We start from the raw sequence: 18506 nt of genomic DNA on the forward strand, positions 1-18506 counted from the left end.
AATGCACACCGCATATTTCTTTGGCACTTGACGTCCTGTCGCATTGACGTCAGAGAATGAATGTTCATTCACGCCGCTCTGCGGCAAAAATCTGCCGCCTCCCGCCCAAATCCCGGATTGCAAATCCAACATGACCGCACACAGCCCCGACTTCCGCCCCCCGATCCAGGACAGCCGACAAGCCGACATCCTGCAGGCCGTCCGAACCGCCTTCATCGAGAAGGGCTTCGATGGTGCGTCGATGCAGGATCTGGCGCGCGCGACCGGCATGAGCGTGGGCAACTTCTACCGTTATTTCCCGTCCAAGTCGGCGATCGTTGCGGCGCTCATTGAAAAGGATGTGGCTGAGGTCGAGCGCGACTTCGCGGCGATCCAGAGCATGCCGAACCCGTTCGACGGCTTGCGGTTGGCCGCGCAAAGGCGCGTGATTGAATGCGAATGCTCGGGCGAGGGTCAGATCTGGGCCGAGATCACGGCGGCCGCGCTGCGCAAGGGCGATGTGGCCGAGGTCGTTTGCCGGATGGAAATGGCGGTGCACGAAAGCCTGCTGCGCACCATCGCAAGCGCCAAGGGCATCGACTTCGAGACCGCCAGAGAACGCTATACAGCCCATATCGAGTTGCTGATGCTTCTGGTCAAGGGCGCCAGCACCCGCGTCGCATTGCGGCGTCCTCAGCGCGCGGCAGGAAATGGTCCTGATCTGACCGGGCTGGTCCTGCGAACAATAGATCAAGTGCTTGACGAGATTTCAAACGACGACGTGAAGGTTTGACATGAGGCAGTTTCGTTCTCTCTCTTTCGGTCTGGCGGCATTGCTTGCCACCCTGCCGGTTCTTTCAGGCGGTGCTGTGTGGGCCGAAGACGCGGCGAGCGCGCCGAAGGATGTGACACTTCCCGCCATCACCGTTTCTGCCGCCAGGATGGTTCACCTGCGCGATCGCGTTGTCGCCTCGGGGCTGGTCGCCCCGGTCGAGACGGTGCTGGTCCAGCCGTTGATCGAGGGGCAACCCATCGAGACCCTGAACGCCGATGTCGGAGACACGGTCTCGGCAGGGCAAGTGCTGGCCAAACTTTCGGATTCCACCCTGCTGCTGCAGGAAAGCCAGTTCGAAGCGTCGCTCGCGACGGCTCAGGCGCAGGTCGCCCAGGCCGAAGCGCAGCTCTTGGAAGCGAAAGCCAAGGCGGACGATGCAAAGCGCATCAATGAGCGCACGGCCGCACTTCGCGCGCAGGGTTCTGCCTCGCAGGCGGCGGCGGATACGGCATCTGCCAATGCCGTTGCGGCCCAGGCCGGAGTGACGGTTGCCGTCCAGATGCTCGAGGCGGCGAAAGCGCAGGTCAAGGTCGTGCAGGCCCAGATCGAAAATCTCGATCTCGAACTGACGCGGACAGAAGTCGTGGCCCCCGTTGGCGGTACCGTGGTCGAGCGCAATGCCATGGTCGGGGCGATCGCCTCTGCGGCTGGAGACCCGATGTTCACACTTGTCCGCGATGGTGAACTGGAACTGCGTGCCGACGTGGCCGAACGGCTTGTCGCAAAACTGCAGCCCGGTCAGCCCGCAACGCTGCGAGCTGTCGGGCTGAGCGAGCCCCTGTCGGGTACCATCAGGCTGGTTGATCCGGTCATCGACACCGGTACGCGGCTTGGGCGTGCCCGCATCACCGTGGACAGGAACGACGCGGTGCGTCAGGGCATGTTCATGGACGCAGACATCCTCGTCGCTGAACGCGATACGCTTGCGATCCCCGTCACTGCTGTTGGTGCGGCGGCCTCGGGCGCTACGGTGATGAAGGTGACGGATGGCGTCGTGTCGCGCGTTCCGGTCCAACTCGGCATCCGCGAGGACGGCCTGGTCGAGGTCGTCTCTGGCTTGAACGAAGGCGATCTGGTCGTGACGAAGGCGGCGTCCTTCGTCCGCGACGGCGACCATATCAAGCCTGTTCCCGAAACCGTCGGTACCAACTGAGGGACACCATGAACTTCTCAGCCTGGGCCATCCGAAAGCCGATCGCACCTCTGCTGCTTTTCATGATGCTGATGGTGCTGGGTTGGCAGTCTTTCAACACGCTGCCGATCACCCGGTTTCCGAACATCGATGTGCCGCTTGTCGCCGTCACCGTGACCCAGTCGGGCGCGGCGCCGGCCGAGATGGAGATGCAGGTCACCAAGGAAATCGAGGATGCCGTCGCTGGCATCAGCGGGGTGAAGAACATCACCTCGACGGTCACAGACGGCCAGTCGCAGACCCTTGTCGAGTTCCGCATCGAAACGCCAACCAACCAGGCCGTGCAGGACGTGAAGGATGCGGTTGACCGAATCCGCGGCGACCTGCCGGGGGACATCGACGCACCAATCGTCACCAAGATCGACGTTGAAGGTCAGGCGATCATGTCCTTCGCGGTCAAGGCTCCCAACATGTCTGTCGAAGAGCTTTCATGGTTCGTCGACGACACAGTAAAGCGGGCGCTTCAAGGTAGGTCCGGCATCGGACGCGTCGACCGCTATGGTGGCGCAGACCGCGAAATCCGGATCGAGCTTGACCCTATAAAGCTGGACAGTTTCGGCATAACGGCCGGCTCCGTCAGTGCCCAGCTGCGTGCGACCAATACCGACCTTGGCGCTGGCCGCGCAGAAGTCGGCACGGGCGAGCAGGCAATCCGTCTTCTGGGCGACGCCTCGACTGTCGATAGCCTCGCAAACACCACGATCGCCATCGGAAATGGGCGCTTCGTGCGCCTGTCGGATCTTGGCTCGGTGGTAGACACCAGCGAAGAGCTCCGTTCCTTCGCACGGTTCAATGGCGAACCGGTGGTGGTGTTCGCCGTGTTCCGGGCGAAAGGCGCGTCGGAAGTCAGCGTTTCTCGGACGACGAATGCGGTCCTGGACGACATCAGGAAGGAAAATCCCGAGGTCTCGATCGAGCCGGTTGATGACACGGTGTTCTACACCTTCGGAAACTACGAAGCGGCGCTGCATACCCTGATCGAAGGCGCGATCCTCGCGGTCCTAGTGGTGCTGGCGTTCCTGCGGAACTGGCGCGCCACACTCATCGCCGCGGTTGCGCTACCACTTTCGGCGGTGCCCACGTTCTGGCTGATGGACCTCCTTGGCTTTTCGCTGAACCTCGTGAGTTTCCTTGCGATCACGCTCGCGACGGGGATCCTGGTCGACGATGCCATCGTGGAGATCGAGAACATCGCCCGGCACATACGCATGGGCAAGACGCCTTACCGCGCCTCGATCGAGGCGGCCGACGAGATCGGCCTGGCCGTGATCGCGACCTCGGCCACGATCGTGGCGGTGTTCGTGCCCGTCAGCTTCATGCCCGGCATTCCCGGCCAGTACTTCCGCCAGTTCGGCCTGACTGTCGCCATCGCTGTCCTGTTCTCGCTGCTGGTGGCGCGCCTCATCACCCCGATGATGGCCGCCTACCTGATGCGGGCCAAGGACGCGATGGAGGAGCACAAGGGCGATGGCCGGATCATGCGCGCCTACCTCTGGTTCGTGCGCAAGAGCGCGGGCGGCCGGATCCTGTTCATTCCGTCTCGCTATGTAACGCTGGTGGCTGCGATCGCCGTCCTGATCGTCTCGGTTTACTTCATGGCGAAGGTACCGGGCAGCTTCATCCCTCCCGAAGATGTCAGCCGCATACCGGTCAGCGTCGAGTTGCCACCCGGATCGACGCTGGACGATACGGAACGCGCGACGGACCGCATCTTTGCCGAGTTGAAGGATATCGACGGGGTCGAAAGCATTTTCATCCTGGGCGGCTCATCACCCACGGGCGACCTCGACGTCCGGCGTGCCAGCGTGACGGTCATCCTGGAGAAGCTTGACCATTCGCTCGTGCACCGGCTGGTTTCGCTGGCGCGCGAGATTCCTGTCATCGGGGGCATGGTGCCTGAGATGAAGAGCGAAGGACGCGAACGACCGCAGAACCAGATCGAAGCAGAAGTCTTTGACAGGCTGTCGGCCATTCCCGACATCCGCGCGTTCAAGTTGAACGACCGGGGCGAACGCGACATCTCCTTCTCGATCCTTTCGTCGAACGAAGCGGACCTGAACGAGGCGGTGGCTAGGCTTGAAGAGCAGCTGCGCGGCGATCCCCTGCTTGCCAACGTCTCGTCCGAGGGCGCCCTTCCCCGGCCGGAAATCCAGATCAGGCCGCTGGTAGAAGAAGCGGCGCGGCTTGGCGTGACGACCAATGACATCGCCAACACCGTCCGCGTGGCGACGATCGGCGATGTGGATTCGGCACTGGCCAAGCTGTCGATCGACAACCGTCTTATCCCGGTACGGGTCCGTCTGGACGATGCCTCGCGCGCCGATCTGGCACGCATTGCGGCGCTGAAGGTCAATACCTCGACCGGAACCGCCGTACCTCTGAGTTCCGTGGCCGAAGTGTCCATCGCCGAAGGACCGAGCGTTGTCGATCGCCTGAACCGCGAGCGGCGCGCGACGATCGGGGCCAACCTGCCCGTCGGTGTGGCGCTTGGCACGGCGACGGACCGCTTCAAGGAGGTGCTGGCCCAGACCGAACTGCCGCCAACCGTCCGCGTGCAGGAATCCGGCGATGCCGAAGTTCAGGCAGAACTGACGCAGTCCTTCGGCAATGCGATGGTCATGGGGCTGATGCTGGTGTTGACGGTGCTGATCCTGCTGTTCGGCAGCGTGATCCAGCCTTTCACCATCCTGTTCTCGCTGCCGCTTGCCATCGGCGGTGTCGCGGCGGCGCTGATCCTGACCAATAACGCGGTGTCGATGCCGGTGCTAATCGGGATCCTGATGCTGATGGGGATCGTGACCAAGAACGCCATTCTGCTGATCGACTTCGCCATCGAGATGCGCAACCAGGGCATGAACCGCCTGGCTGCGGTGATCGAGGCTGGTCACAAGCGGGCGCAGCCGATCGTCATGACATCGATCGCGATGTCGGCAGGCATGCTGCCCTCGGCACTTGGCGTGGGCGAAGGAGGGGCGTTCCGGGCACCGATGGCCATTGCGGTGATCGGGGGCATCATCGTCTCGACCGTTCTCAGCCTAGTGGTCGTGCCGTCCTTCTTCCTGATCATGGATGATCTGTCCCGCCTGCTGGCCTGGATGTTCAGCCGGCTGATCGGGCCGAAGGAGCAGGAGCCGGAGGTGCCCGAAAACGCGGAACTTGCGGCTCGGATCGAGGAAGGCGCCGGCGAAATCGCGGCCCTCCGCAACCGGATCGCGGAGATCGAGGCAGGTCAGGCCGGCAGGCGAGGATCAACGACCCTGCACGTCGCGGAATAGATCGTCCGATACAATGAACATGTGACAAGGCACCGGCTTCGGCTGGTGCTTTTGTTTGCGACCCTGAAATTGACACGTAAATCCTGAACTTTTCTCGGGGAAAGTTGGAATTTGACAAGACCGGGGCAACCTGCCACCAACGACCATACGCCAGGAGGCCGGGCGTGATCCGGCAGGAGGGGGCGATGACAACGAGACCGGTTCGGACGATGGAGGATTTCGCGGCCAGCGTCGGCCTGTCGCGCCCGACGGTCTCCAAGTATTTTCAGGATCCCGCTTCGGTTCGACCGAAGGTGCGCGAGAAGATCGAGATCGGCCTGAAGGCGACGGGGTTTCGCCCGAACCTTTTCGCAGTGAACCTCAACCGCCGCCGGACCAAGATCATCGGCCTGATTTTCCCCAGTTCGCTTGATCCCTTCTTCACCGGCCTGCGCCGCCGGATCGAATCCGAAGCGACCGCAGCCGGATACATGCCCTTCGTCTTTTCCTCGGATGGGCGCGCCGAACTTGAAGCCGAAGCGCTTGAAACGCTTGGATCCCTGAACGTCGCGGGGGTCATCATGGTCCCTGTTCGCGGCGACGATGCCCATCGGGCAAAGGTCAAGGCGCTGGCGCAGCGCATTCCCGTTGTATTCATGGATGCGCCCTTCGATGGCGAAGAGACCTTTGTCGGCACCAATAACGCCCAGTCCATGGCGCTGATCACCGACTATCTGACGCGCCTGGGGGACCGGCCCTGCTATTTCGACATGCCGGACGTGAATTCGAACGCCCGCGACCGGCGCGAGGCCTATCTCGCGACCATGCGCCAGCGCGGGCTGGAGCCAGTGCTGGTGCCCCTGAATCCCTCGGTCAGTTGGGACTTCGAACGCTACGCCTTCGATGAGACCAATCGCATCCTGGCAAGCGGCGGGTTTCCGACCCGCACGATCCTTTGCGGCAACGACCGTGTCGCCTTCGGCCTGCTGGCGGCGGTGAATCAAGCTGGTTTGAAGGTCGGCCTCGGCCCCGACTGCGACTATCGCGTCGCTGGCCATGACAATCAGCCCCTGTCGGAATACATCTGGCCCCCGCTGACGACGGTCCAGCAGAACACCGCAGAGATGGGCCGCGCGGCCATCCGCCTGCTTCTGGCCCGGATCGCCAACAGCGAACAGAAACCACGTGCCGAACATCTTCTGATCGGGGGCGAGTTGATTCTGCGTGCCTCGGCCTGACACGCGCCGCTCACTCAGCGGCGCCCAAGCCTCGCCTCGAACATGCACCAGACATAGGTGGCCGAGGCATAGATGTAGTAGAGCTGGTGCCAGACCAGGCCGAACAGGGCAAAGATCGGGCCACCTTGGCGGTTCAGGAACAGCGCCAACCGCCAATTTGCAAGGATCGCGGACACGAACAGGACAAGAGGCAGCGGCCAGAGCCCGGCATCAGCAACTAGCGTGAGGCAACTGAGGGCAAAAAGCCCGGCCAGCCCCGCGCGAAGACGTTCGAGCCGCGAAATGTTCAACGTATCAGCAAGACCGGAGCGTTCACGGATCAGGCGTGACCATGGCAGCGCACGATGCAGGATGTCGGTCCGCAGGACATTGACGATGCGCCAGCGCTTGAGATGCGTCGCCTGCAGTGCTGGTTCGATACGGATTCGGCCAACATGGCGCAGCCGATCGCCAAGTTCGATGTCTTCGATCGACGGGTAGCGGTATCTCGCGGCATCGAAGCCGCCGACAGCCCTGAAGGCATCGGCGCGCACGGCGCCGCATCCGGCCCAGAAAGTCGTCGCTTCGCCAGCGCCCTGCGTGTGATAGAAATGGTGGATCAGGTTCTTGTAGCGCGAAAGCCAGCCCGGCTCGGGCGGGTTAGTATCGTAGCTGCCGAAGGCTGCAACCAGCGTCGGATCGACCATCAGCTTCTGCATGACCTCGCCCGCGTCGGGATGAACGGCAACATCGGAGTCGACGAACCAGAGGATCTGGCCGCTCGCCTCCTTGGAACCGCGATTGCGCGCGGCAGCCGGACCGGCCTGATGGGCCATCTGAATGACCCTTGCCCCAAGATCACGTGCCTGCGCGGCCGTGCCATCGGTCGATCCGTCATCGACAACGATTACCTCTTCGACAGTTCCCTGTCGCTGCAAGGTCAATACCGCGGCAAGGGAACGGTCGAGAAACCGCGTGGCGTTGTAGGCCGGCATGATCACGGAAATGCCCTGTCGATCGGTCAAAGGCTGACCCTTCGAGTGCTACGGGGCCAAACCGCGAGCGCCAGCGTCAAGGGCAGCAGGAAACCCACGCGCGCGCCGTAGCGCGAGGCCGGCTCGGATATCGCCCCGCAGATGAAGGCATTGGCGATGAGACCCAGAAGAACCGTCACAATGAACAGGCGCAGGGACTCCGGTGTTTCCGATCGCCGCAGTACGATCAGGAGGCCAAGCAGCGATCCGAGATAGACAGCGGCGTGAAGGGACGAAACCCAACTGATCCAGCCCCTGCTCGGGCCAAGCAATCTCCCATCGGCATGGTCCGGCGTCAGATAGGTCGGACGGGAAAAAATCGAACCGACCATGTCAGGCGTCGGGATGGTCATATCGACGCTTACCAGATGCAACTGGTCGATGGTGTTGGCAACCAGCGCCCCGGTAACGGCAAGAGGCGCGGACAGGAACGTTCGCAGGCCGAACTCCAGTTGCTCTGCGGCCACCTTGGCACGGATGTCCGGCGACAGAAGTGCATATGAACCGTCATTCGGGTCGGACGAAAACAGGATGACCGGTGCGTCGAAGCGGTAGCTTCGATCTCCCGGTCGCTCGAGCTGCTCATAAAGCGCACAGGTCGCCAATGCCGGATCGGGACAATGAGCGGCAAGATAGTCGCGGCCCGGACCGTCCTCGACCAGGCGGGCCGTCAGGAAGGGCAGATAGATGACCTGAGAATGGCGGATGGCATTGACCGCGCTGGAAAAGATGAACCGTTCGGCCAAACCACCGCCCACAAGAAGCGCACAGAGCGCAGCGATCTTCCAGCGATGACCCACCGCAGCTGGGGCCATGAGTACGCAGAGTGGGATCATCACCACCGCGATCATAAGATGGGACGGATGCGCCAGAATTGCGGCGATCGCGACGGCAATCGAGAGGACAATCTCGCTCGCACGCAATTGCCTGAGGAACGCCGTCAGCAGCGCGAGCATCAGGATCAGGACCGGTGCCAGCAAATCAGGCATCAGGAACGCGACATAGAACGGAAGTGATCCAAGCGCACCTGCCACCGTCAGACTTGCCGCGACCTCTGCCGGACGCCCCTCCAACCCGATGCCGCGGACCGCAACCTTCGCGACGATCCAGACCGCAAGCCAGAAGATCGCGAGATTCGCGGCCACGGCGAAGTCCACATTCCCAAGCCATGCGAAAAGGGCGAGCACCGCCGCATAAACTGCCGATCGGCTGCCGACCGTCGTGTTGTCCGCGGGAGCATCATGGGTCGAAGCGACAGTCGCCGTCGTCGAAGATTCACTTGCAGGAGCAATCTCCGCGCCCGTTTCAACCGAAGTGGCGACAAGATCGGCTCCGAACAGGGACAACACCTGTTTGCCTGCCTCCAGATAGCCTTCGGTGTCGTAATAGAACGTTGCCCGGCCGTTGAAGCCATAGACTGAAATCGCGCAGATCAGAGCGACTGCGACCGCCAATATCGTACGCCAGGATACCGCACTTTGGGCCGGGACACGCGTCTGGCTTACCGTTCGTGCCTTCATGCCGCAAGCGTCGTCTTCTGCCGCTGGTCCGTGGTGAACTCCTCATGGTAGGAGCGCTCGACATTCACCTGCCACAGGTCGTGGCTTTCGCCCATCAGGTTGCGTGCCGCCAACATGGCGGTCAGCATCGAATGGTCTTGGTTGTTGTAGCGGTGCAACCCGTTACGTCCGACCGTCTGCAAATTGTGGAACTTGTCCAGCCAGCCTCGGATCACGTCCAGCGCCGTCATGTAATCGGCATCGTAGACCGGGTACGCCTTCGGTTCACGAATGACGCAACCATCGATCACCGAGTCAGCGGGCGCGAGGCCGATCGCCTCGAGTTCCTTTGCGGCCTTGCGGACCAGATCCTCATCCGGCTCTGCCCACATCGCATCCGTCACGTTCAGGAAATACTCCATCCCAATCGCGGCATGGTCCGGACGCGCCAACATCTCGGGCGACCATGCCCCGAAGTTCTGGATACGACCGACAGTGACCTCGTCTGAATGGACATAGATCCAGTTGTCGGGAAAGGGCGCTGCGCGATCCAGAATCAGCACTACGATCAGGAAATCCCGATACTTGAGTTGCCGCGCCGCAGCGAGAACTTCCGGGGGCGGCGGCGGATCGAGGGATAGCAGAAGATCGCGCAACGCCATTGAATTGATCACTTCATCGACCGGCATCTGGACGATCTCGCGTCCGCCTCGTCCATCGGGCTGGTCGATCTCGAGAGCTGTCACATGGAAACCATCGCGCAACACGTGCCGCACAAACACGCCAGTGCGTACCTCGCCTCCGTCTGCAACAATCCTGTCCCGCATCTTCTCCCACATCATCCCCGGACCCAGGCGGGGATAGCGGAATTCCTCGATCAGGCTGGCGGTGTCATTCGCCCCTGTCAGCGCGTTCCAGACAGCCTTGGTCAGCGACAGGTTGCGGATACGCTGCGCCGCCCAGTCTGCGCGGATCTCGGTGCAGGGAACACCCCAGACCTTCTCGGTATAGGTCTTGAAGAACATCCGGTAGAGCCGGTCACCGAACCGGTTCGTCACCCACTCCTCGAGTGTATCCTCCCGAGAATACGGGAAAATCCGCCAGCGAAGATAGCTGGCCAACACCCGCGAGGTTTCGATGACGCCAAGCTGGCGCAAGGTGTTGGCGATCTTGAGCGGATAGTCGAAGAACCGGCCGCGAAAGAAGATGCGACTCTGCCGCGGACGTGTCAGAAAGTCGTCCCCGCAAATCGTTTCCCAGATGCGCTCGACCTCAGGCACCTTGGTGAAGAAGCGGTGGCCGCCGATGTCGAACCGGAAGCCGGCATGGCTCTCTGTTCGCGCAATTCCGCCCACCAGATCGCGGGCCTCCAGCACGACAGGGTGCAGTGGAAGTCCGATTTCCTGCGCCTGATGCGCGGCCGTAAGTCCTGCGGGACCGCCACCAATGACTGCCAGAACTTTCACTTCGGAACCTTCCAATTCACGGGGCCACTCAACCTTAAAAAGAATTCAGCACGGGCACTGCAACCGAACAAACAATCACGCGCCATAACCCTTCCGTCTTCGCATCAATATTCGGCAGAAGAAGACATTTTCGCCCTTCCGACAACAGACTTTTCCGACGAAGATCGTTTCGAAATCTGGGTATTCACGAATCGTTGCTGCAGTAGCATTGTTCCGTGGAGTTAGATGATCTTCAACTTCTTTGTAACTGGTTGGACGATGATGCAAAAAAGAATTGTTATAACTGGCGGTGCAGGCTTCATCGGTAGCCATCTTTGCGAACGTCTTGTTGATCAGGGAAATGATGTCCTTTGCGTGGACAATTATTTTACCGGCAGACGAAACAATGTCGCAAAATTGTTGGGCAGGCCGAATTTCGAATTGCTACGCCATGATGTGACGCAGCCACTTTTTGTCGAGGCTGACGAGGTCTACAACCTCGCCTGCCCAGCTAGCCCGATCCATTATCAATTCGATCCGGTCAAGACGACAAAGACGTCAGTCATGGGCGCATTGCACATGCTTGGCCTCGCTAAGCGCTGCCGCGCGAAGGTCCTCCAGGCCTCGACATCCGAAGTCTATGGCGACCCGCTGGTCCATCCGCAGGCGGAAGATTACTGGGGCAACGTCAATCCTGTCGGTCCGCGCTCGTGCTACGACGAGGGCAAGCGCTGCGCAGAAGCGCTGTTCTTCGACTATCGTCGACAGCACAATGTCCGCATCAAGGTCGTCAGAATCTTCAATACCTACGGTCCGCGCATGCTGCCGAATGACGGGCGCGTGGTTTCGAATTTCATCCTGCAGGCCCTGCAGAATGAGCCGATCACAATCTACGGAGGTGGATTGCAGACTCGCTCCTTCTGCTACGTAGACGACCTCGTCACAGGACTTATGGGGATGATGGCGACGCCAGACAGCTTTACTGGGCCCATGAACCTCGGAAATCCGGAGGAAATCACAGTTCGCGACCTGGCCGAATTGATCGTTGCCATGACTGGTTCGAAATCTGAGATCGTGAATCTTCCGGCAACTGCAGATGATCCCCGCCAGCGCCGTCCGGACATTAGCCTCGCAAAGGAAACAATTGGCTTCACTCCGACGGTCCGCCTGACTGATGGGCTGGCCAAGACCATCCGATATTTCGAAACTGTCCTTTCGCAGGGAAAGAACGATCGGATTGAAACTTCGGACCCGAGGCGGGGCGATGTCGTTACGCCGATCTTCGTCCGGTCCGGAACCCAGTGAGCCCGGTGAAGGCTTTCGCTGACCACCACGCAGTAACAAAGAAGAACGCGGAGACACGCACATGAAAGTGCTGGTTACCGGAAGCTCTGGGTTGATCGGCCGAGAAGTCGTCGCCCGTCTTGCGACCGACGGCCATACGGTCGTGAAATTCGACATCACGGATGATGGCAGTGATATCCGCGACGCCTCGGCCCTGGCTGCGGCCATGGAGGGCTGTGACGGCGTCATGCATCTGGCGGCGGTGTCACGTGTCGCTTGGGGCGAGGCAGCTCCGGCGCTGTGCGACGACGTCAACATCGCCGGGACACGCGTCCTGCTGGATGTCATGGGCCAGCGGCTCCGCAGGCCGTGGCTGGTGTTTGCAAGTTCGCGCGAAGTATATGGCGACCCGGAAATCGTGCCGGTATCGGAATCTGCGCCGATGCAGCCGGTCAATACCTACGGCCGCTCCAAAGCCGCGGGTGAACGGATGATCGAGGCCGCACGTGCAAACGGACTTTCGGTTTCCATTGTCCGTCTGTCCAACGTCTACGGTACGGTCCACGACCACCCAGATCGAGCGGTCCCTTCGCTTCTGTGGCGTTCATACAAGGGGGAGGAGTTGCGCCTGTCGGGCGTGAACGCCTTCTTCGATTTCGTCCATGTTGACGATACCGCACGCGGCCTCGTGATGGCAGCCAAGCTGCTCGCAGACGGCACCGAGCAGCTTCCGACCGTGCATCTGGCGACGGGTGTGGCGACTTCGCTGGGCGAGCTTGCCCGCCTGTCACTCGAAGTCGCGATGTCGCGGTCTTCTGTCACAGTTCTTCCTGCGCGCAGCTTCGATGTCAAAGGGTTCTGCGGCAATCCGGCCCGCGCCGCCGAGGTGCTTGGCTGGCAGGCCGAAATACGCCTGATGGATGGGTTGCGTCGCTACCTTGAGATCCTCAAGAAACGAGGACGTCCGCTCGATCCGGTCGACATGCCCGCCCTCTCGCAATCCGCAGCGTGATAGACTTTGTGAGTGCAGCGCCATCGCTTGGTGCTGTCCGGTTTCGAATAGACATGTGAGCGGACAAGTATGTGGGATCGCGAGCGGCTCAAGCCGCCTTATGTGATGCTTGACCAGGAGATAACGGATCCGGTCGCAGCCATAGAAATGGCGCCCGAGGTTAACGGCGCGCATATGATCGTGCGTTATCGGGGCCATCCGGTCAGCCGCATCTGGCTTCCCCGCTACGAATACAGTGGTTCTATACCCATATCGGTTGTCGAGGACCGAATCCACAAACAGGCCGGTCAGGCGATTGACCAGATGAAGGTCCGGCTTGCCCTGGAGAACCGCACCCGCCCTGCGCGAACTCCTGATCTGACCGTCGTTGTCTGTACACGCAACCGCGCAGATCTCTTGCGTCGTTGTCTCGGCTCGCTCATTGCCATGCGCGATGCACGGCTGGATCATGGGCCGGCGGTCGATCTTCTGGTGGTCGACAACGCCCCGCCAGATGACAGCACCCGCAACGCGGTCGCGGAATTCCCCGGCGTGCGCTACGCGGTGGAGCCAGTTCCCGGCCTCGATTTTGGCCGCAACCGCGCCATCGCCAGCACCAACCGCGCCTGGCTTGCCTATGTCGACGACGATGCCGTTGTCGATCGCTACTGGCTTGACCGGCTTGCTGAAGAAATCGAACGCTGCCCCGATGCCGGCTGTTTCACCGGTCCGATCCTGCCGATGATGCTGGAAACCGAGGCGCAGCTGCGTTTCGAATGGGCGGGCGGGTTCGGCAAGGGGTTCTTCTGGAAGCGCTACGCCAGCAGGAAATGGGGTGATGCGATCTATCCCGCCGGATCGGGCATGTTCGGCACGGGTGCCTGCATGGTCTATTCTACCGCCGTGCTGCGCGAACTCGGACTATTCGATGAAGCGCTCGATACCGGCCCGCCGCTTCCCGGAGGCGGCGACATCGACATGTTCTACCGGGTCGTTCGGTCAGGTAGGCCGCTGGTTTACGCGGGGGGGATCCTGGTTCATCACGAGCATCGCCGCGATATCCCCGGTCTTCGCAAGCAATATGGCAGTTGGGGCGCTGGCCTGATGGCCCTGTGGACCAAGAACTGGGCGCAGGATCCTTCCATGCGGCCGCAGCACAAACGGCTGCTCAGATGGTATGCCGGCCATCTTGTCCGGCAGATGCTAAGGTCGCTTCGCGGTCGGGGAGGCTATTTTCCGTCCTTCGTCTGGGCAGAAATGATTGGTGCGGTAAAGGGTTACTTCGGCGAATACGGACGGTCGCAGAAGCGGATTGCAGAACGCAAGGCAAAGGTGCTGCAATGAGTGTCGCGCCTTGGTACATCGTTCACATCGAACTGACCGATCCCCCCTCTGAGGTTACGCCCCCCCCATCGGCCAATGCGATATTTGCCGTCTATCGATATAGGGGCGCGGTGATCGGGTATGATCGATTTCTGCCCGAGGAGATGCCGCTCAAGGGGGCGGAGGTCGCTCCTCGCGCCGCCGGTACACTTGCGTACTTCGCGAAGCAATGGCTGCAGCTTTCCCCGGGCATGGAAATGCCGGCCTGGACCCCGCGGGCCGACGCCGCCTATTGGTTCCCGTTGCGCGAACTTCCCGAGGACGCGCTTGCAAGGCTAGATGCGGCACTCGATCATCGCCGAAGCCGCCCTGCGCCAGTTACGGGAACGGTGGCCATTTGCACCAGACACCGCCCGCAGCAACTGGCCGAATGCCTCGCATCGATCGCTGCCGAATGCGACGGCTCTCGCGAAGTCATCGTCGTGGACAATGGCCCGGATGCGGAAACCGAGGCTGTCGTCCGCCGATATCCCCACGTCCGCTACGTCTCCGAGACGGTGCCGGGGCTCAGCCGCGCGCGCAATGCCGCAATCCGCGAGGCGCGGGGCGATGTCGTCATCTTCGTCGATGATGACGTGCGGCCCGAACCCGGATGGGTGGAACCGATCCTGCGCGCGTTTTCAGACCCCTCGGTTGGGGTCGTTTGCGGACTGGTCCTGCCGCTTGCGCTGGATACGCAGTCGCAGATTTCGTTCCAGTTCGATCTGGGCTTCGGCGGCATGGGCTTTGTACCGCTGCGCTTCGGTCAAGACTTCGTTCGCGGCGGCTGGAGAGGCGTTCCCGTCTGGACCATCGGTGCTGGTGCCAATATGGCGGTGCGCCGGTCAGCCAGTGACGCCATCGGCGGGTTCAACGAGGCCGTAGGGCCGGGTCGCTCGGTCGGCGGAAGCGAGGATTCCGAATTCTGGCATCGGTTGCTATTTGCCGGGCATTCGATCGTCTATGAGCCTCTGTCTGTCGTGCGCCATGACCACCGTCGAGATCAAGACGCGATGAGCAAGCAGGCCTACGGCTATAGCGCCGGGCATTTGGTGGCACTGTTCGCGCAATTCGGCGAAAACCGCGACTGGGGCGACCTATTTCGCGCATTCATCACAATCCCGGCTTGGCACATCAAACGCATCATGAAGCAGCCATATCTGAAGCTGAGGGGAAGGGCCGACCCACAACTTTGGGACTGGGTCAGGGGCTATTTCAAGGGGCTCACGGCAATCCGCCTTGCATTCAGTTCGCCGGGGGCGCTAAGCGCAAAGGGCAAGAATCCAAATAGCAGCGGGAGGAACGGATGATCCCGCACAATCAAGGGCTGCTCGGATGAGCATGCCATCGTCCCGCGATCTGATGCATCTGCGCGACGTGATCCGTGTCCTGGTGTGGCGCGACCAGCGCGGGCGCTACACCACGACGCTGATGGGCGTGGTCTGGGCAGTCGCAGCCCCGGTGCTGTTCCTGATGACCTTCTATTTCCTGTTCACCTTCGTGATGCCCCTGGCGATACCGAACTATGCCTCGCATGTCTTCGTGGCGCTCGTGGCCTGGACATGGTTCCAGGCAACCGTTTCTGAAAGCGTGGAATGCATCGTAGGCAATCAGAGCCTCATCAGTCAGCCGCGCTTTCCTGTGGCAGCCCTGCCGGTTGCTTCGGCCATGTCGAACCTGCTGACCCTATGCCTGACTCTGCCGGTGCTGCTTCTGGTCCTGCTGGCTGAGGGATCGCAAGCCGGGCTTTCCTTGGTGACGCTGCCGATCATCATGCTGTGCCAGCTCGTGGTCATTCTTGCCATCGCCTTTCTGGTCGCCGCGCTGAACGTACGGTTCCGCGATCTTGGCTATATTGTGCCGATCCTGCTGCAGCTTTTCATGTTTGCCACGCCAATCTTCTACGATTACGCGGCCGTCCCCGATCGCGCGCGCGCCGTACTCGCGGTCAACCCCCTTGTCACTCTGGTCGAATCCTATCGGACGGTGCTTATCCAGGGCGGCTGGCCTGACTGGACGCCCCTTGTGCTGGTGTTCCTGGGCGGATCGGTCGCGCTGGCGCTGACCTGGCGGTATTTCCGGGCAGCCAGTGCCGACTTCCTTGAGGAGGTCTGAGATGGGGCCCGCGCTTCACGTCGCGGATCTTGGCAAGGCGTTTCGCCACCGCACCGGACAGGAGCCTCGATCGTTCCGCCGGTGGGTCGAGAACGGATTTGGCAGGACGACGACGAGCGAGCGGTTCTGGGCGCTTCGCCACGTTTCCTTCGACGTTGCGCCTGGCGAGATGCTGGGGGTCATCGGTCGGAACGGGGCTGGCAAGTCGACATTGCTGCGGCTGATGGGGGGGGTCATGCGCCCCGACGAGGGGCGCATCGAAACCTCGGCACCCGTCAACGGGCTTCTCGAACTGAATACAGGAATGCATCCCGACCTGACCGGTCGAGAGAACATCATCGTCAACGGCGTGCTGGCCGGACTTCTGCGCAAGGAAGTGGAAGAACGCGTCGACAGGATCATCGATTTCGCTGAACTGGCCAATTTCATCGACGACCCTGTCCGCACCTATTCCAGCGGTATGCGCCTCCGGCTAGGCTTTGCCGTTGCCGTTCACGTCGATCCGAAGATCCTGCTGATCGACGAGGTTCTGGCGGTGGGCGATCTGGCGTTCCAGCAGAAATGCCTGGCTCGGATCGAAGAATTCCGAGCGCGTGGTTGTGCCATCGTACTGATCTCACACGAGCTTGAACAAGTCGCAACCCGGTGTGACCGGGCGATCTGGCTTGCCCACGGCGAATTGCGCGGCAGCGGCGACGCGCCCACTACGGTCGAGGCCTACATCGGATCGATGCGGGCAGAAACGCTGCAACGCACCCCGGACCCAGCAGAAGCGGTTTCAGAAGATGCTGGCCGCTATGGAGCGCGAGAGATCTATGTCTCCGCCATTGAGGTCATCGATCGGCATGGCCTGCCGGCGACAGGGATCGGCGCGGGAGAGCCGGTGACATTCCGCCTTACGGTCAATCCGCAAGAGGAGAAACAGGCCTGGCATGTCTCTGTCGCCGTCGCCCGAGAGGATGGTACGGTACTGCTCGACCTGAACTCCGGTGCCGACGGCATTGTGCTTCCGCCCCTGACGCGCGAATGCCGGATTGACCTGCAAGTTGAGCGTCTTGATCTGTTGCCAGGCGACTATCGGATCGACGTCGGGCTTTGGCAGTACGACTGGGACTATGCCTATGACTATTTTCCGTCAGCCGCTCATCTGACCGTCGCCGGCGAACGCGGAAGGCAGGGCATTCTCCATATTCCGCACCATTGGCGGATTGATCAGGAAGCGGCCCCGACCGGAGAAAGGAACGAATAGGGCTGGCCGCCATCGGGCTCCGTCAGGTCCGCCAGCGCGACCGGCCCGTTGCCGCTGTGAAGCGCGGCCTTGAGCTTCTGCCAATGCAGAGATCTGAGCTCCCGCGACCGGAACCAAAGTGGATTGAGAAGGTAGGACTCCGTCAGCAGACGGGCCGCCAGTTTGACTTCTCCCTTGCGCAGTACCGCTGGAAGAAGCCACCCGTTCAGGGTCGTGCGGGCATCGCGGAATGCGCCTTCGGAGGCGGTTGGGCCGGTCTTGCGGATGTCGGCCAGCACGGTCCTGACGGCGCGCAATTGTCGCACAGGGTCCGACTGCGACATGCTCTCGGGCAGAAGCCGATAACCGACCAGCGGCTCGGGCACCAGCACCGGAGGTGCGACAGCGGCAAGCTGCAGGCACAGCTTCCAGTCTTCGGCGCCCTGCGCGCCTCGATCGCGCAGGCTCGAGTCGAAGCCGCCGACACTCTCTAGCGCAGTGCGGCGAAACAGAGAGGCGCTGCCGTTGCCAACCGAGTTGACCGCCAGCAAACCTTCGAAATCGTGCCGTGGCGGCGTTGTCCATCCGGGCGTCGACAAGAGGCGGTTCTGGCGGTCGATGCGAAAGGAATAGGCATAGGCAAAGGGAGCTGCCTTATTCGCCAGAAGAGCATCGCGCGTGCGTTTGAGAAAGGCAGGATGCCAAATGTCATCGGCATCAAGAAAGGCCACGAGCGTCGCGCGCGCCTCGGCCAGGCCACGGTTCCGCGCCCCTGCCAGACCGGCATTTGCCTGCCGGACGAGGCGCAGGCGCGGTTCGCCTTCAAAGGCACGAAGGCTATTCTCGAGATCGTCGGTCGAGCCGTCATCGACGATGATCAGTTCGAAATCAGCAAACTGCTGGGCCAGCACGGAGCGGATCGTATCGCCAATCGACCAGGCAGAGTTGTAAGTTGGAACCGCTATCGAAATCTCTGGGTTCGCCATTTGCGGCTCACCTCTTGGCGGCAAGGAGGGAAACGGGCAGGATCACCAAAGGCATGGCATCGATGTCAGTCATTGACGCACACTA

General features: G+C 61.5%; 14 protein-coding genes. 10 read left to right on the forward strand and 4 right to left on the reverse strand.

All coding sequences use genetic code 11. From position 1 onward, the window contains the following. Positions 1 to 130 precede the first annotated feature (130 nt). The 4 genes from L0V05_RS01595 to L0V05_RS01610 all read left to right on the forward strand — a co-directional run bounded on the left by L0V05_RS01595 (position 131) and on the right by L0V05_RS01610 (position 6498). Positions 131 to 772 carry a TetR/AcrR family transcriptional regulator gene (locus tag L0V05_RS01595; protein ID WP_234867747.1) on the forward strand — a complete coding sequence of 214 codons (642 nt, stop codon included), beginning with the start codon at positions 131 to 133 and terminating at the stop codon, positions 770 to 772. A 1-nt stretch (position 773) separates the two neighbouring features. Next, positions 774 to 1967, forward strand: coding sequence for an efflux RND transporter periplasmic adaptor subunit (locus tag L0V05_RS01600; RefSeq protein ID WP_234867750.1), 1194 nt, complete (start codon positions 774 to 776; stop codon positions 1965 to 1967). An 8-nt stretch (positions 1968 to 1975) separates the two neighbouring features. Beyond that, positions 1976 to 5281 carry an efflux RND transporter permease subunit gene (locus tag L0V05_RS01605; protein WP_234867752.1) on the forward strand — a complete coding sequence of 1102 codons (3306 nt, stop codon included), beginning with the start codon at positions 1976 to 1978 and terminating at the stop codon, positions 5279 to 5281. 185 nt (positions 5282 to 5466) lie between these two features. Beyond that, complete coding sequence (locus L0V05_RS01610) at positions 5467 to 6498, forward strand: LacI family DNA-binding transcriptional regulator (RefSeq protein WP_234867754.1); 1032 nt, start codon at positions 5467 to 5469, stop codon at positions 6496 to 6498. A 14-nt stretch (positions 6499 to 6512) separates the two neighbouring features. On the opposite strand, the gene L0V05_RS01615 is transcribed toward L0V05_RS01610, so the two are convergent. The 3 genes from L0V05_RS01615 to L0V05_RS01625 are packed head-to-tail and all read right to left on the reverse strand — an operon-like array spanning position 6513 to position 10476. Then, positions 6513 to 7472 carry a glycosyltransferase gene (locus L0V05_RS01615; RefSeq protein WP_234867756.1) on the reverse strand — a complete coding sequence of 320 codons (960 nt, stop codon included), beginning with the start codon at positions 7470 to 7472 and terminating at the stop codon, positions 6513 to 6515. A gap of 26 nt (positions 7473 to 7498) precedes the next feature. Beyond that, complete coding sequence (locus L0V05_RS01620) at positions 7499 to 9031, reverse strand: hypothetical protein (protein ID WP_234867758.1); 1533 nt, start codon at positions 9029 to 9031, stop codon at positions 7499 to 7501. Continuing rightward, a complete protein-coding gene (locus L0V05_RS01625) occupies positions 9028 to 10476 on the reverse strand; it encodes an NAD(P)/FAD-dependent oxidoreductase (RefSeq protein ID WP_234867760.1) in 1449 nt (482 codons plus the stop codon). The genes L0V05_RS01620 and L0V05_RS01625 overlap by 4 nt, the downstream gene beginning before the upstream one ends. Before the next feature lie 225 nt (positions 10477 to 10701). On the opposite strand from L0V05_RS01625, the gene L0V05_RS01630 reads away from it, so the two are divergent. The 6 genes from L0V05_RS01630 (at position 10702) to L0V05_RS01655 (ending at position 17456) form a co-directional block, all read left to right on the forward strand. Further along, positions 10702 to 11760, forward strand: a complete 1059-nt coding sequence (locus L0V05_RS01630) for a UDP-glucuronic acid decarboxylase family protein (RefSeq protein WP_234867762.1) — start codon at positions 10702 to 10704, stop codon at positions 11758 to 11760. Positions 11761 to 11821: 61 nt separating this feature from the next. After that, complete coding sequence (locus L0V05_RS01635) at positions 11822 to 12751, forward strand: NAD-dependent epimerase/dehydratase family protein (protein ID WP_234867764.1); 930 nt, start codon at positions 11822 to 11824, stop codon at positions 12749 to 12751. A gap of 69 nt (positions 12752 to 12820) precedes the next feature. Beyond that, a complete protein-coding gene (locus L0V05_RS01640) occupies positions 12821 to 14074 on the forward strand; it encodes a glycosyltransferase family 2 protein (RefSeq protein WP_234867766.1) in 1254 nt (417 codons plus the stop codon). After that, positions 14071 to 15402 carry a glycosyltransferase family 2 protein gene (locus L0V05_RS01645; protein WP_234867769.1) on the forward strand — a complete coding sequence of 444 codons (1332 nt, stop codon included), beginning with the start codon at positions 14071 to 14073 and terminating at the stop codon, positions 15400 to 15402. Before L0V05_RS01640 ends, L0V05_RS01645 begins: the two co-directional genes overlap by 4 nt. A 31-nt stretch (positions 15403 to 15433) precedes the next feature. Next, the gene (locus L0V05_RS01650) at positions 15434 to 16207 is read left to right on the forward strand and encodes an ABC transporter permease (RefSeq protein ID WP_234867771.1); all 774 of its coding nucleotides are present in this window, start codon (positions 15434 to 15436) and stop codon (positions 16205 to 16207) included. A 1-nt stretch (position 16208) separates the two neighbouring features. Continuing rightward, a complete protein-coding gene (locus L0V05_RS01655; protein WP_234867774.1) occupies positions 16209 to 17456 on the forward strand; it encodes an ABC transporter ATP-binding protein in 1248 nt (415 codons plus the stop codon). Here L0V05_RS01655 and L0V05_RS01660 read toward each other — a convergent pair. Then, entirely contained in the window at positions 17420 to 18421 is a 1002-nt protein-coding gene (locus tag L0V05_RS01660) for a glycosyltransferase family 2 protein (protein ID WP_234867776.1), read from the reverse strand. The two genes, L0V05_RS01655 and L0V05_RS01660, sit on opposite strands and share 37 nt — an antisense overlap. Between the last annotated feature and the right edge of the window lie 85 nt (positions 18422 to 18506).

Origin of the sequence: Alitabrizicola rongguiensis, from assembly GCF_021491355.1 — a bacterium.
In the GTDB taxonomy this organism is placed as follows: Bacteria; Pseudomonadota; Alphaproteobacteria; order Rhodobacterales; family Rhodobacteraceae; genus Aliitabrizicola; species Aliitabrizicola rongguiensis.